The organism is Candidatus Bathyarchaeota archaeon, assembly GCA_026014735.1.
GTDB lineage: Archaea > Thermoproteota > Bathyarchaeia > Bathyarchaeales > Bathycorpusculaceae > Bathycorpusculum.
Map to the genome: position 1 here is coordinate 548,969 of JAOZHT010000001.1, position 13,955 is coordinate 562,923.

At 51.2% G+C, this 13,955-nt stretch carries 16 protein-coding genes; 12 read left to right on the forward strand and 4 right to left on the reverse strand.

From position 1 onward, the window contains the following. The first annotated feature begins 140 nt into the window (after positions 1-140). From NWE93_02845 to NWE93_02860, 4 genes are read left to right on the forward strand one after another with little or no spacing between them, the layout of a single operon-like run. Positions 141-509 (forward strand): response regulator, encoded by a 369-nt coding sequence (locus tag NWE93_02845; GenBank protein MCW3999156.1) that lies wholly within the window; start codon positions 141-143, stop codon positions 507-509. A 10-nt stretch (positions 510-519) separates the two neighbouring features. Beyond that, a complete protein-coding gene (locus tag NWE93_02850; GenBank protein ID MCW3999157.1) occupies positions 520-1,122 on the forward strand; it encodes a chemotaxis protein CheD in 603 nt (200 codons plus the stop codon). A 26-nt stretch (positions 1,123-1,148) separates the two neighbouring features. Next, positions 1,149-1,772: a chemotaxis protein CheC gene (locus tag NWE93_02855; protein MCW3999158.1), complete on the forward strand. Its 624-nt coding sequence runs from the start codon at positions 1,149-1,151 to the stop codon at positions 1,770-1,772. A 10-nt stretch (positions 1,773-1,782) separates the two neighbouring features. Beyond that, positions 1,783-2,634, forward strand: a complete 852-nt coding sequence (locus NWE93_02860; protein ID MCW3999159.1) for a protein-glutamate O-methyltransferase CheR — start codon at positions 1,783-1,785, stop codon at positions 2,632-2,634. 393 nt (positions 2,635-3,027) lie between these two features. On the opposite strand, the gene NWE93_02865 is transcribed toward NWE93_02860, so the two are convergent. Further along, complete coding sequence (locus NWE93_02865) at positions 3,028-3,570, reverse strand: hypothetical protein (GenBank protein MCW3999160.1); 543 nt, start codon at positions 3,568-3,570, stop codon at positions 3,028-3,030. A gap of 316 nt (positions 3,571-3,886) precedes the next feature. On the opposite strand from NWE93_02865, the gene NWE93_02870 reads away from it, so the two are divergent. From NWE93_02870 to NWE93_02885, 4 genes are all read left to right on the forward strand, one after another. Further along, positions 3,887-4,072, forward strand: coding sequence for a hypothetical protein (locus NWE93_02870; GenBank protein ID MCW3999161.1), 186 nt, complete (start codon positions 3,887-3,889; stop codon positions 4,070-4,072). A gap of 28 nt (positions 4,073-4,100) precedes the next feature. After that, positions 4,101-4,418 (forward strand): GNAT family N-acetyltransferase, encoded by a 318-nt coding sequence (locus NWE93_02875; protein ID MCW3999162.1) that lies wholly within the window; start codon positions 4,101-4,103, stop codon positions 4,416-4,418. Between the two features lie 204 nt (positions 4,419-4,622). Further along, positions 4,623-5,063 carry a 30S ribosomal protein S12 gene (locus NWE93_02880; protein MCW3999163.1) on the forward strand — a complete coding sequence of 147 codons (441 nt, stop codon included), beginning with the start codon at positions 4,623-4,625 and terminating at the stop codon, positions 5,061-5,063. A gap of 5 nt (positions 5,064-5,068) precedes the next feature. Continuing rightward, a complete protein-coding gene (locus tag NWE93_02885; protein MCW3999164.1) occupies positions 5,069-5,659 on the forward strand; it encodes a 30S ribosomal protein S7 in 591 nt (196 codons plus the stop codon). A gap of 41 nt (positions 5,660-5,700) precedes the next feature. On the opposite strand, the gene NWE93_02890 is transcribed toward NWE93_02885, so the two are convergent. Both NWE93_02890 and NWE93_02895 read right to left on the reverse strand, forming a co-directional pair. Then, a complete protein-coding gene (locus NWE93_02890) occupies positions 5,701-5,874 on the reverse strand; it encodes a hypothetical protein (GenBank protein MCW3999165.1) in 174 nt (57 codons plus the stop codon). Positions 5,875-6,015: 141 nt separating this feature from the next. Next, on the reverse strand, positions 6,016-7,200 hold the full coding sequence (locus NWE93_02895; protein ID MCW3999166.1) for a TGS domain-containing protein: 1,185 nt from the start codon (positions 7,198-7,200) through the stop codon (positions 6,016-6,018). Positions 7,201-7,363: 163 nt separating this feature from the next. Here NWE93_02895 and NWE93_02900 point away from each other — a divergent pair, with 163 nt between their 5' ends. Continuing rightward, positions 7,364-7,624, forward strand: coding sequence for a hypothetical protein (locus tag NWE93_02900; protein ID MCW3999167.1), 261 nt, complete (start codon positions 7,364-7,366; stop codon positions 7,622-7,624). Positions 7,625-7,655: 31 nt separating this feature from the next. After that, a complete protein-coding gene (locus NWE93_02905) occupies positions 7,656-8,435 on the forward strand; it encodes a hypothetical protein (protein MCW3999168.1) in 780 nt (259 codons plus the stop codon). A 337-nt stretch (positions 8,436-8,772) separates the two neighbouring features. Here NWE93_02905 and NWE93_02910 read toward each other — a convergent pair whose 3' ends face one another. Continuing rightward, complete coding sequence (locus tag NWE93_02910) at positions 8,773-10,509, reverse strand: PAS domain S-box protein (GenBank protein ID MCW3999169.1); 1,737 nt, start codon at positions 10,507-10,509, stop codon at positions 8,773-8,775. Positions 10,510-10,691: 182 nt separating this feature from the next. Here NWE93_02910 and NWE93_02915 point away from each other — a divergent pair, with 182 nt between their 5' ends. Together NWE93_02915 and pheT are read left to right on the forward strand one after the other, a co-directional pair. Next, positions 10,692-12,218, forward strand: a complete 1,527-nt coding sequence (locus NWE93_02915; GenBank protein MCW3999170.1) for a phenylalanine--tRNA ligase subunit alpha — start codon at positions 10,692-10,694, stop codon at positions 12,216-12,218. Position 12,219: 1 nt separating this feature from the next. Beyond that, entirely contained in the window at positions 12,220-13,926 is a 1,707-nt protein-coding gene (pheT, locus tag NWE93_02920) for a phenylalanine--tRNA ligase subunit beta (GenBank protein MCW3999171.1), read from the forward strand. Positions 13,927-13,955 lie beyond the last annotated feature (29 nt).

Below are 13,955 nucleotides of genomic sequence, written 5' to 3' on the forward strand. Positions count from 1 at the left end.
GTTTAACACTACTCCATACATCAGCTTCACACAAACCCCCGGATAAGCGCCGATTTTGCGGTTTAGGAATATGTTCTTTTGCTACACAAGCCTTTTATATTGTTATCGTAAATGTTACGATAACAGAGGCAACGTGGAAAATGGGAAACATACTGATAGTGGATGACGCATCCTTCATGCGCGCAGTCCTCAAAAGGATTGTGCTGCAGGCCGGGCACGACGTAGTCGCTGAAGCAGGAAGCGGCGACGACGCTATAACCAAGTTTGAGCAGCTACATCCTGACTTGGTGTTAATGGACATAATTATGCCCCCTGGACCAAAAGCCAAAGATGGCATTGAAGCGTTAAAGCAGATAGTTGCCGCTAACCCGTCTGCAAAGGTAGTGATGTGCAGTTCGATGGGGCAGCAGGCGCTTATCGCTGAGGCTTTAAAGTCTGGTGCGAAGGATTTTGTCATTAAGCCCTTTCAACCCCAAAAAGTAATTGAAGTCCTTTCAAAGTACGCTTGAGGAAACAGTGGTGCTCTTGCTTCCTTTAGGCAGCAGCCTTAGAAGAGTAGGTTTAGCTATGCCGATCCAGGCGGTTGCCTACACGCAGCTTGAGTCACCCTTCATAGTGGAAACTGACACAAACACACATCCTCAGGTGGAAGAGGTTCGAGTGGACATGGCAGCGATGAAGGTGGATTGCAGACCTGTTGAGCTACTAACAAGTGTCGGGTCATGTGTAGGCATATGCCTCTATGACTCCAAACACAAATGTGGGGGGTTAGCTCACATTATGCTTCCACACACCCACCTTGGACCACAAGAACCTCTTCCATCAAAATTTGCCGACACCGCCGTCCCCGCGTTGATCCAAGCTATCCAGGAGGTAACGGGGAAGCAGGGTCGTATTTCCGCAAGGATTGCGGGGGGCGCAAACATGTTTGCTAACACCCTTGCAAAAGGTTTAGACATCGGCGCCAAGAACGTGGTGGCTGTCCGCGAAGCCCTAAATGCCCATCGGGTTCCCCTGGTCGGTGAAGACGTGGGTGGTTCACAGGGTAGACGAATAAGCTTTAACCTTGTTTCTGGTGCAATCACGGTTAGAACTCATAATGGAGAGATAAAGAAGTTATGAACATACAGTTAAACACAGAGCCAGCGATGAAGCTCCCGGTGCAAGAGGAGGAACAAGTGGACTTAAACATCCTGCTTGAACTGGGAAGCATCGGTTCAGGGCACGCTGCAACCTCGCTTTCAGATGTATTGCAGCAGCCGGTTTCCATCGATGTGCCACGCATCCACAACGTTGAGCCCCATTTGATTCCCGGATTCTACAATCTGCATGATTTACCCATGACGGCGGTGCATCTGGAACTCACCGACCGCTATGGCTGCGATATTCTGCTGCTTTTCGAGGTTGCAGAAGCCAAAAAAATTGCGGCTATGATGACTATGGCCAGCTCAGTTGACGACGTAGACGCGGAGCTAGAGGCCTCCGCACTGCAGGAGCTCGCCAACATCCTCATCGGGTCCTTCCTCACGGCGATCTCTGACTTTGTGGGCATCGAGTTGCTTCCTTCAACGCCCGCGATGGTGACCGACGGGTTTGATGCAATCGTCGATAATTTCCTCATCAAGCAATCCATGGCCTCCGAGAGCGCCTTGATCTTTGAGACCTCCTTTAAGCGGGGCGGAGAAGATGCCAAGTCGATTCTGATGATTTTCCCAACGATGGAGCTTAAGGGTTTACTGATTGAGAAAGCCAAAAGCATGGTGAGCGTTTAGGGGATTCTTTGTGGCTCAGGTTGAAGTGGGCTCCGTCGAGGCGTATCTGGAGAACAGCGCGTATTCGAAGGTTAAGCGGATGCTTTACGAGGCAGTGGGTCTTGACTGTTCAGGCTACCGCGATGAGTATCTGCGTCGCAGATTCGAGATTCGCCTGCGCGTAACGGGGTGCGTCAGCTTTGGCCGATACATCACTTACCTGAGGCATCACCCAGAAGAGTATGCTTGTTTACTTAATGATTTAACGGTGAATTTCACCAGTTTCTTCCGGGACTCCGATGTGTATGATTATCTGGAAAAGAAGATTCTGCCTGAACTGCTGTCGAAGGGTAAGCCAGTGCGGATTTGGAGCGCCGGCTGCGCAAGCGGCGAGGAACCTTACTCGTTGGCTATGCTTATCCACAGGGTTTTAGGCGGCAAAGTAACTGGGGGCGCCGCATCTATCTATGCCTCGGATATCGATGCAGACGCGTTATCTAAGGCTAAGCGGGGGGTCTACTCTACTAGGCAACTGGGCGGAGTGGACGCGGCATGTCTGGAACGGTTTTTTAAGCCGGAAGGAGAAGGCTTCTTTGAGGTACGCGACGAGGTTAAATCGCTTATTCGCTTTGGCAAGTTTGATTTGATGCAAAAGCCGCTGCAGATGAACCTGGATCTGATTCTGTGCCGTAACGTGATGATTTATTTTAGCCGCGAACGCCAGCAGCAGGTCCACATGAACTTCTTCCATGCCCTGCGCGAAGGCGGATACTTCATCACGGGCAAATCAGAGATCCTGCAGGGCCAGCCAGCACAGGTCTTCTCGGTGGTGGAGCCAGTGGTGCGGCTCTACCAGAAAAACACCAAAGCCAACCCATCATAACGGCGCTGGGTTTCCTGACCGGATTCTGTGGCGTAACGTGATGATTTATTTTAGCCGCCAAGTCCATCGCTGCTTCGCTTTCGCTGTTCCCTCTACTGCCGCCGGGCTTCGTTTGGCTGATATCTTAAATAGGCAAAACCTGCCACAAAGGGGTTTTCGTGTGCTTGCACAGACCTACCCCCCCTCTATATATAGCGATCAAAATCTGCGTTAACTGTTTTTCTTTAGCAGTTGTTGTAGGGGGGAGCCGCCTTTACACAACACAACCCGCGGACTGAGTAAGGCATCGGCTGCTGCTCAGGGCGCCTCTCCCTCCCCTACATAAAAAGACACATAAGCAAACGTCGTTGAAGCGCAATCTAAACCCATCGCTACCAAACAGAAACGGTTTCTCTATGTGTACTTTAACTCGTAGCTATGAAACGGCAGCATTCCATCCTGACTGGACTGCTGATGCGTCGAGAACTCAAAGCTCAAAGTAAAACTCGCCTGAGGATTAGCCTGGCTTACAGTCACAGAGCCCGCTTCCTTGGGATACGCCAGAGCGCTCTGCAAATAAATCGGGTAAGGCTCTAACCCGCCCCGCGAAGTCAAAATCGACAACACAAAACGATTATAGCTCAGCGTCACCGCTTCCCCCGCATACTGTGCCTCAACCGTTAGCACAACCGTTGTGGTATCCGCTGCCTCATTGGTTTGTCGGCTGTGCTCGCTGTAGGTGACGGTCACGTTGTTGTCTGGGACTGTAACATAGGCGCCAGGCGGAGGCGTAACGGCTTGTGTAGGTAACGGGGTTGGCGTGGGCGAAGGTCGGGTTGGAATAGGGCTTGGCGTGGAATTAGGCGAGGCGTTGCCCCCGGGCGGCTGCCCATTCAGCGTCAACCCAACGATAACACCGATCCCTAAAGCTAAGACGACAAGCAAAACAACAACCAAACCAACCCAAACCCTGCGCATACAAAAGAATGAACTCTGCCGCCTAATATCGTCTCCGAAAACCGTCTGCCCAAGTAGTATAAAGCCTACTTTAACTCTTAAAAAGACAAAAAACTTATTACGCATAAACCATCATTACCTAAAACAGTGACTGACGATGTTGCCCAAACACATGCCAACCTTGGAAGGCGAAGATGCAAAAAGATTCGCAGAGCAAGACAAAAAGCCGCTAAGTAGCCGGCAGAAGGAACATTTGCAGTCATGTTTGGAGCTTTATAAGAAAAATCCTATAAAGTAAAACCGCCAATTGTGTTGTATGGCTGCGGACTTGGATTTCAACCAAATAACTGTAAGGCAACTCGCTTTTGACGATGACCTATCCGCCTTTAAATTTGATCAAGAAGACCGCTTAGGATGCGACGATTTTATCCATAAAGAGGATGAAGGTAAACTCTTTCCAAAAACAAAGACAGGGAATAACCTATCTCTTTTCGTTCCATAAAAGTATAGTGGGCTATGTCACTTTAGCGATGTCAAGTATTTCTGAGAAACGAATGGGCAAGTTAAGGGATGATGTAAGCCTGAAATTCTATCCTAGTCTGCTTATTGGCAGATTAGCAGTGGAGAATGGTTGGCGCAGAAAGGGCGTCGGAAAATGCTTATGCGGTTGGTGCTTGGGTGTAGCCATTACATTATCCGAGAAAGTCGGTTGCCGTTATGTAATTGTTGAAACTGATGAAGCTAACCTACGCTTCTATGAAAGTTGTGATTTTCAGCTGGGAAAAGCGCTCGACGAGGATAAAGGCCGAGCTATGTGGATGTACCAGCGAATCATTGACTCAAGGTAGTCATGATTTTATAAAGGAAAAAAGAGAGCCTGACGCGATAGAAGAAAGAAACCCCCGACGCTGGAAAAAGGCGCGGCTAAGTGCCTGTCCGTTTTTTTCTCTTTCTTTAGCCACTTAAATGCCTACGCCGCGTGGTTTTCCTTCGTTTCCTTTAAATATTAGACTGTTGACTATGGATGTGCAAAAAGAAGGAATATCTTAAGTATGGGTTCCAAGTCACCACGAGGCGAATTCGCCGCAAGGCAACTGAAGAAGAAGCGGAAGAATTTCCGTTGGCACGATAGGTACTTTAACAGGCGCATGTTGATGCTCGACGAGAAAGTTGACCCTATGCAGGGCGCACCGCAGGCACGCGGGATTGTGCTCGAGAAGGTCGGTGTCGAGTCAAAGCAGCCAAACAGCGCCATCAGAAAATGTGTCCGCACACAACTTATTAAAAACGGCAGAACCATCAGTGCGTTCCTCCCCGGCGACGGCGCCTTAAACGTCATCGACGAACACGACGAAGTCGTGGTGGAGGGCATCGGCGGCACCCGCGGCGGCGCCATGGGCGACATCCCCGGTGTCAGATGGAAGGTCGTTAAAGTAAACGGCACAAGCCTAAACGAGCTTGTGTACGGTAGAAAAACTAAACCGGCAAGGTAATTGGTATGGCACAAGCAACAGTAGCTCAACCCCAAGAGATTCTGCTCTTCCAGAAATGGAGCTTCAAAGACATCACAGTCAAAGACATCGGCTTGCAGCGGTACCTCAACTTAACCCCGATGGTTGCGCCCCACAGCATGGGCCGCCACGAGCACCAACGCTTCCGAAAAGCCAAAGTCAACATCGTCGAGCGCCTCATCAACGGATTGATGCGCAGCGGCAAAAACGCAGGCAAAAAAGCCAAAGCAACCAACTTCGTTAAGGAAGCATTCGAAATCATCCATGTCCGCACAGGCAAAAACCCAATCGAGGTCCTAGTGCAGGCAGTTGAGAACAGCTCCCCCGCCGAGGACACTACACGTATCAGCTACGGTGGCGTTGTCTATCACCTCTCCGTAGACGTTGCTCCCCAGCGCCGCATTGACCTTGCAATCCGCCATATAACCGCGGGTGCACGGGCATCAAGCATCAACAACCCCCGCAGCATACAGGAAACCCTCGCAGACGAGCTTATCTTAGCCTCCGCCAAAGACATCAAATCCGCAGGCGTCGCTAAACGCAACGAAATCGAACGCGTCGCGCAGAGCAGCAGATAAACAGCCATTTTTCCTTTCTTTCTTTTATTTTTAAGTTTTAGTCAACTGCATTTTCTGCAGCGTGGAGCATGCTTGACGAGGTTGACTTCTTTGGCGTAGTCAAGCATTGCCCAACGCATCATCTCGCTTTCGCTGGTGCCCAACTTTTTGGATAGTGCCGCTAAAATGTTCTTCTGCTCTTTGCTGAGCACTACCTTTACTATGCATTTCTGCATCCTGCTGCCTTTCTCCCGTAGGCTCTTCTCCTTATGCCATCCCGCGAATTAACTGCCTGTACCAGCCGCTAGTAACCTATTGTATATAATGATTTCCCGCGCTGAATAACTCATATTAAACGTCCAACAAGACTACAGCATCTATCGGGTATGGATCTCCACGATGTCGCCGTCGCCCAGTACAAAGCTAAGCCCCACCTTCTTGGGACTAAACGGCAACCGCTTAGCCCAAACCATCGCAAACAAAAAATTAGACAGCAACTCCTTATGGATGTTTTTAGCCAACTCATTTACGGTGGCGCCCTTACGCAACGCAAAAGGCCGCTCACTATGCACCTTCGCGCCGGGTTCCTTGGTGTAGATGCGGATGATCCCCAGAGAATCAAACAATGCGGCGCCCAATTCGGCAAGTCCGCTTTTTTGTTCACAGGACATCGCCACAACCGGCAGCCGGTTCCCCACATGCCGCTTAAGCCTCGTCAGGTTAGCTGCAGCGCCCGGTAAATCCAGCTTGTTAGCCACCACCACCGCGGGTTTATAGATGGTGTTTGCGTAGATGGCGTCTTCGACGTCGTCAAGCGTGACTTCGCCGCTGATATGCACGATGGCGTCGCTGATGCGGTATGTATGCAGCAGCTCCTCCACATCGCGTACGCCGCAGCCCATCAGCCTGCCAACCACGATGATGCGCAGATGGGAACCTGCGGGGCGCCGCTCGATTTCTACGCGTCCACCGGTGGGTTTGCTGACTAAAACCCGGCTTTTCTCGAGTTCAGAAAGAATCAGCTCCAGCTGCTCCACGGGGTCGCGGCTTAAATCCAGCATCAGAATCATGCTGTCGGCGTTACGGGCTAATCCCAACGTGACGTTGCCGCCGGCTTTGCCCTCCGCGGCGCCCTCCATCACGGCGGGGGCTTCCACGATTTGGAACTGCACGTCTCGGAAGCTCATGATGCCCGGCACCGGTTCATGGGTGCTAAACGGAGTGGGAGTAACGAGGACTTTTGAGTTGGTGGTGGCGCACATCAGGCAGCTTTTACCCACGTTAGTCATGCCTATCAGTGCAACCTGCGCGGAGGCGCCTTTTTCGATGAAGAGTTTGGGTCCGCCGCTGCTTTTGCCGGTGCCCTTGCGTTTTTTGTCTTCAAGGTCTGCTTTGATGATGGCGATTTTGCGTTTGATTTCGCCGCGGAGCTTCATTGTGCCTTTATGCTGGGGAACGTACTTTAGAAACTCTATCATCGCATCCATTTTTTCGCGTGGCGTGTGGGCAGCCTCTACTAGCTCCCATTTGTCCATGGCTTCAGGCGGCAGGTTAGTCGGCATAACGAACTCGCAGAATCATACGTGGGTTCGTGTTTAAGTCTATTTCTGCAGCCAAACCCAAAACTGGGCTCGTCGGCGGCTTGTGTTTGTGGCGTTGCAGTCACACACCTTTAAAGCGGTAGGCTGAACTATCAATAGTTGGCAGTTTGGAGGTGAATTGTTGGTGGTTGAGATCGAAGTACGCAAAGCTGAGCCCCAATGCGAAAGCACCCAAAGCAGCATAGACATAAACGAGATTGTAGGTAAAGTCCGGGATTTAATCGGCAACATCCGCGAGATGGGCAGCAGCGGTGAACCCATGAGCGTAAACGTGGAGGGCTTCAACGTGGCTGTGAGCAAGGACCGCGGCGAATACGAGTTTGCCCTCAAACTGAACTTGGTTTTTAAGCCCAAAACAATCGTTGACGCTAAATGCCCCGGGTAAAGGGTTTTTCTTGCTTTAAGGAAATAAGAATATGCTGTCTTCGCTGATTCTTCTGTCGCTATGTGGGGCAATCTGGTTCGCGTTCATCAACTTTTTTTCCTACAAAATCAGCAAATACGTCGGGCGCCACAAAGCAAGTGTCCTCTCGCTCTTCGGCGGCGTAACCGCCACCTACGTGTTTCTAGATTTACTGCCCAGTCTTGAGCAGAGCAGCCAATACCTAAAGCAGATAGGCGGCAGCATCCCCCTGATTACCCTCTATGAAGACGCCATTTTTCTTGTGGTGCTGGTGGGGTTTCTGCTGTTTTTTGTCCTCGAGCATGCCGCCGTAAGGTCCCGCCGGAAAACCCAGATGGCAAGCGGCGAGGGGATAATGTATGCTCAAGCCTCAAGGCGCCTCTTTCTTCTGCACTTATTCACTGTGGCGTTTCCCTGCTTCATTTTTAGTTACCTGTTCATTTTTGAGCTCGAAGCGGGGGCGCTCTCAGCTGCCCTATATTTAACGGCGGTTTCTATGCACCTTTTTATCACCAGCGAAACCATGCTTGAGCATTATAAGCGTCTGCAGGCAACCTGGGGGCGATACGTGCTCTCCGCGGTCCCGCTGGTAGGCTGGGTTGCCTCCTTGTTTTTCCCTGAATCCATCGCTGAGGCATACGTGCTGCTGGCGTTTATTTCAGGGGTCATTCTCTATCATGCCATCCGCGGAGAATTGCCCACGACGCTCAGACGGACTAGTATCGTGTTTTTCTTGGTGGGCGCCTTGGTTTATGCGGCGATTCTAGTGGGGCATGCCATAATCAGCGCTTAAATCCCAAGAGGCTTGCCTTCAACTATGATGTAGACGCAATTTTGGTCTCAAAATAACAGAAAAGGACTAAGGGCTATGGCTTTCGCTGGTAAACGGGTAATGTCGGTTTATGGGAAAACTAGGCCGCGGCTAATTCTTGTGGGCGGAGCGCTTTTTTCTCTAATTCAAAGCATTCATCGCATAAGTCAGCGTCTGGTCGAACGAGGCGTCTTCGCATGATAACACGGGGATACTGCCTGCAGCTTCTAATCCAGTGCCACCTATCCGGCTCAGCTCCCTTTACAAACTCTTCAACCATGTATTTCTCCCAAAAAACACTATGTCAACAGCGGTATTTCTAATTTTTGCAGTCGAGCGGCAACTGCACTTGCATCACCGTGCCCTCGCCAAGCTTGCTTTCCACCGCGATTTTGCCGCCGTGCGCCTCCACGTTTCGCTTGCAAATCGCCAGCCCAAAACCCATGCCTTTGGCTTTGGTGGTGAATAGCGGCGACCAAAGCTTCTCTATGGTCTGCGCTGTCATGCCCTGCCCCGTGTCTTTAAAGCAGAAAATCACTGCTTCATCGATAACTTGGCTGGTTATGGTTAATTCGCCGCTGCTGGGCATGGCGTCGAAGGCGTTTTTTATGATGTTGGTGAAGCTGCGGCATATTTTCACCCTATCCACTATGATTCTAGGTGTATCTTGGGCTAGGTTCTTGACGGTTATGTGGGGGGGATGCTGTATCAGCGTCAGCGTCTCCACGATTAAGGCATGGGGGTTTGTTGGGTCAAGTTCTAGTCTGATTTCTTTTGAGTAATCCAGCAGGTCGTTGATGATTTTGTTTGAGTAGCTGATGCATTTGTCTATGCTTTCAAACATCGATAGGTCCTCGCTGTCGAGGCGGCTTAGATGTTTACGTTTAAGGTAGTAGGATGCGCCGCTGATGCCTGAGAGGGGATTGCGCAGGTCATGCCCCAGCATTCCCGCTAACTCGCCGATGGATGCTAACCGCTCGGAACGCAGAATCTTCTGTTCCAATTCCAGACGCTCCGTTAAATCATGAAGAATAAAGGCTGCTCCCACATCTTTTCCGTGGCTGTCAACCACAATTGAGCAGGATAGGGCACAGTGTTTCTGCTCTCCTGCTTTGGTTAAAAAGCGGATTTCATAGTTTCTTATCTCTCGGCAGCTTCTTAGTTGATTTAAAATACGCGGTGAAGCATCTGATTTGTCAACAAGCTTGCTTTGCCTCATTATGTCATAGATCGATTTACCTACCATTTCCGATTCAGTGTAGCCTGTTAATTCAGTGAGGGCGCGGTTAACCTTGACTATGTCGCCTTTAAGATTTAGTAGTATAACCGAATCTGGCATGGTTGAGAATATGTTTTCTGCAGCGATTTCGGGTTTAAAAACGAATAAATCATGCCTTATCATGCCGTAGATAACAAAGAGGCTTGTTATGCTGCCTGATATGCTGCCTAGCCCCGGAAGGCTGATCTGCATTGCTGGAAAAAGCGAGTCCGTTAATACAGCCAGGATGGTGGGTACGCCAAAGCCGATGGCTACAAACTTGGTTTGGTTTTTCCTTGTTTTATCATCTACTCGCCTGTAATAGTTGAGGTAGAGCAGAATTGCCATTAGCCCCGATGCGATTGCCCATATGCTGCCCATGGTTAAAGAAATCGAGTTGGTTGACAGCACCGTCACGTATCCCCATGGCGTAAGCTCAACGGTGCCCATCCAATCTGTTGTTAAAGTCGCCAGTGAAAACACCAGAGGCGGCAAATATAGCAGCATATAGGTGAGTTTTTTCTTTATCAAGGTGTTTTCGGTGAATACAAGCGCAAAATGAAGCATTAACGCTGGAAGAAACGGCCAAAACGCCAGCGCCTTTGTCCAAAGCAAGGCATCCGCCACGGAACCTGCCTGAGCTTTCATGAAGGTACATAACGCCCAGTATCCGTTGGCAAACATCGCCACCATGAATAATCTGTTGACGCCGGATTTGCGGTTAAGCAAATATACACTTAGCCCTAGCAGAAAGGAGATTTCAGTAGCACATAGGGTTAGCAGTGCATATAGGTTCATTAACGGTTGTCTCTGTAATCCAAAGATGCCTCTAAACGTAAAATAGCTTGTGTGTGAGCCAATAGGACTGACAGTAACTGCCTTGGGAAGTTGCCGCTTGCTGCATCTAATCAGCATGCTTTTTATTTGAGGCAAAAGAACTACTGTAACGGAATAAAAAACTCATAGTAGGCTGCATCGATATGGTTGAACTTAGAGCACAGGAACAGCAGTTGCTTGCTGCCATAGAACAACAGGGCGGAAGCGCCTCGGTGGAAAAACTGGTTGATGCCTGCGGCTTTCCAGATGCAGCCGTGATGCGCTCTGGGTTGACCCTTCAAGAAGGCGGCTTTTTAACCATACAAGCCACCACGCAGAGCATAATCAAACTTACTGCCGAGGGCAAAACCTACGCCCAAAATGGCTTGCCTGAAAGACGGCTAATCCAGAAAGTAGCGGAGATGGGCGGCAGCGGGGATTTGCGGTTGGCGGCGCAGCAGGCAGGGCTGGAGCAGCAGTTTATCCAAATCGCTTTAGGCTGGGTTATCAAAAAGAAATGGGCCAGCTACAACCCACAGGGTAACATCCTAAGAATCAACGAATCCCTTCTCCATCAACTCTCGGTGCCAATGGGCTGCGACGAAACCCTGCTTAAGTACCTCTGCGATAAAGAGCAAGCGGCGCTCGATGATTTAAGCAGCGAGCTCAAAGACGCCTCGGAGCAGCTTAAAAAACGCAAACTCGCCACCATCGAACCCAAAACCACCCGCATCCTCAAAATCACTGAGGATGGCAAAAAAGCTGCGCAAACCGCCGCAGTTGTCCCTGAAGTCACTAAACTCACGGCGGAGCTCCTCGTCACGGGCAAGTGGCGGGAAGCTAAACTGCAGAAATACAACATCCAAGCCCCCGTCGCAAGAACCTGGGGCGGCAAAAAGCATCCTTACCTAAGCTTCCTCGATGAAGTCCGCGCTAAGCTGGTGCAGCTGGGCTTCCAAGAGATGACAGGCACCGCGGTGGAAACCAGCTTCTTTAACTTCGACGCCCTCTACGTGCCACAGGACCACCCCGCGCGGGAACCCTCTGACATCTACTACATCAATGAACCCAAGTTCGGCGATGTTGAAAGCCACGCCAAAGCCCTAAAACGCGTGAAGGCCACCCATGAGAACGGCGATGAAACCGGCAGCACAGGCTGGGGCTACTGCTATTCTCTTGAGGCGGCTCAGCGGCTGATTCTGCGTGGACACGGCACCTGCCTTAGCGCCCGAACACTGGAAAGCGGCGCCTACTCGGTGCCCAGCCGCCACTTCAGCATCGCCCGAGTTTACCGCCCCGAAATCACCGACCGCACGCACCTATCCGAATTCAACCAGGTCGAGGGCATAATCATCGACGAAAACCTAACCCTAAAAGACCTCCTTGGTGTCCTAGGCAAATTCGCGGTTGAAATCGCCGGCGCCGACAAAGTGCGCTTTAAACCCGACTACTTCCCCTTCACTGAACCCAGCGTGGAACTCTCCGCGTATAAGGAGGGCTACGGCTGGATTGAATTCGGCGGCTCAGGCATTTTCCGCCCCGAGGTCACAAAGCCGCTGAATGTTAAGGTGCCCGTTATCGCCTGGGGCCTTGGCGTTGACCGCCTTTTTATGATGCGTAACGGCATCGAAGACATACGGATGATTTTTAGCCAGGACCTTGATTGGCTTCGGAGGACACAGGTGAGATAATATGCCCACAATCGATGTTGACTACGGTGAACTTGAGCGTTTGCTTAACGTAAAGTTAGGCGGGGACATGGAGAAACTCGACGATATCCTCTCCTACGTCAAGGCTGAAGTGAAAGGCTACGACCAAAAAGAGGGCTCGGTAAGCATCGAGATGAAGGACACCGCCCGCGCTGACCTCTGGAGCGTAGAGGGCCTATCACGGGCGCTCCGCGGATACATCGGGCAAGAAAAAGGCATAAAACCCTACAATCTCCAGAAATCCGACGTTGAAGTCCAAGTTGACCCCCGCCTCTATGGCATCCGCCCCTACATCTGCTGCGCAACCATCAAAGGCATCCACCTCTCCGACGGCGTCATCAAAGGCATCATGCACCTGCAGGATAAACTAGACCAAACCCACGGGCGCAGCCGACGCAAAACCAGCATCGGCATCTACAACCTTGACCTCATAGAGCCCCCCATTCAGTATCGGGCAGTGAAGCCTTCTGAGGTGCGGTTTGTGCCCTTGGGTTTTGAGGAGCCGATGGATCTGGATACGATTTTGGAGGTTCACCCCAAAGGCGTCGAGTACGGCCACATCGTCAAACGCAACCCCCTCTACCCGATGCTCTATGACAGCCAAGGCAAGGTCCTCTCGTTCCCCCCCATCATCAACAGCAACGATTTAGGCAAAATCACCCCGGACAGCCGTAACCTCCTTGTTGAAGTCACCGGCACCAGCCACAGCGCAGTGCTAAACACGCTTAACTTGGTTACTTTAGCGCTTATTGACCGCGGAGGCAGCGCCTACAGCACCACCATCCACTACCCCAAGGGCGCAGGCTACTGCCAAGACACCGTGGTTACACCTGACTTTAGCAGCCGCGTCTTTGAACTCAGTGTCTTTGAAACCAACAGGCTTTTGGGGCTCAAGCTTTCCTCTGTGGAGATTGCGGATTTGCTGGCAACCGCGGGGTTAGGCATAGAGTCAATGTCCTCTGAGGCTTTGGCGGTGCTGGTTCCCTGCTACCGCATAGACGTTATGCATCAAGTCGACATCATCGAAGACGTCGCCATCGCATATGGCTACAACAACATCGAGCCGCTTTGGCGTGAACTCCCCACCACAGGCAAAGCCAAAGCCAGCCAACACCAAATAAACCTCGCACGCGAATTGATGGTGGGTCTTGGCTACCAGGAAACCCTAAACACCACCCTCACCAACCAGGAGACCCTCTTCGGCAAGATGAATACGCCCCGGGCACCCCTCGTTGAACTCACTAACCCCAAAGTCAACACCATGACGTGCCTGCGCAGCCTGCTGCTACCCAGCCTCATGGAGTTCCTCTCGATGAATCAATCCGTCGAGTTCCCCCAACGCATCTTCGAACTCGGCAAAGTCACCCAGCTTGACCCCACCGCTGAAACCCGAACACGCGACGAAGACTGGCTTGCCGCGGCGACGTCGCATCCTAACGCCAACTTCACCGAAATCAAATCTGCCCTGGATTCTCTTCTAAGTAACTTGGGTTTTGAATGGCAGATAGCCGAAACCGCGCATCCCAGCTTCATCGAGGGCCGAGTGGGCACCGTAACGGTGGGCGGCATCGAGGTGGGTGTGGTGGGCGAAATCCATCCGCTGGTGCTGGAGGCCTGGAAGCTTGAGACACCCGTGGCTGCATTTGAGGTTAACTACCTAAAGCTCCTCTCATCTAAGCCCAAAAAGTAACCTCCGCTTAGTAGAGTGAGCTGCAGCAG

Bases quoted from the DNA above. Each gene is read 5' to 3' on its own strand.
- NWE93_02845 (MCW3999156.1), top strand. From the start codon at position 141: ATGGGAAACATACTGATAGTGGATGACGCATCCTTCATGCGCGCAGTC.
- NWE93_02855 (MCW3999158.1), top strand. From the start codon at position 1,149: ATGAAGCTCCCGGTGCAAGAGGAGGAACAAGTGGACTTAAACATCCTG.
- NWE93_02870 (MCW3999161.1), top strand. From the start codon at position 3,887: ATGGCTGCGGACTTGGATTTCAACCAAATAACTGTAAGGCAACTCGCT.
- NWE93_02875 (MCW3999162.1), top strand. From the start codon at position 4,101: ATGTCAAGTATTTCTGAGAAACGAATGGGCAAGTTAAGGGATGATGTA.
- NWE93_02880 (MCW3999163.1), top strand. From the start codon at position 4,623: ATGGGTTCCAAGTCACCACGAGGCGAATTCGCCGCAAGGCAACTGAAG.
- NWE93_02885 (MCW3999164.1), top strand. From the start codon at position 5,069: ATGGCACAAGCAACAGTAGCTCAACCCCAAGAGATTCTGCTCTTCCAG.
- NWE93_02890 (MCW3999165.1), bottom strand. From the start codon at position 5,874: ATGCAGAAATGCATAGTAAAGGTAGTGCTCAGCAAAGAGCAGAAGAAC.
- NWE93_02895 (MCW3999166.1), bottom strand. From the start codon at position 7,200: ATGCCGACTAACCTGCCGCCTGAAGCCATGGACAAATGGGAGCTAGTA.
- NWE93_02905 (MCW3999168.1), top strand. From the start codon at position 7,656: ATGCTGTCTTCGCTGATTCTTCTGTCGCTATGTGGGGCAATCTGGTTC.
- NWE93_02910 (MCW3999169.1), bottom strand. From the start codon at position 10,509: ATGAACCTATATGCACTGCTAACCCTATGTGCTACTGAAATCTCCTTT.
- NWE93_02915 (MCW3999170.1), top strand. From the start codon at position 10,692: ATGGTTGAACTTAGAGCACAGGAACAGCAGTTGCTTGCTGCCATAGAA.
- pheT (MCW3999171.1), top strand. From the start codon at position 12,220: ATGCCCACAATCGATGTTGACTACGGTGAACTTGAGCGTTTGCTTAAC.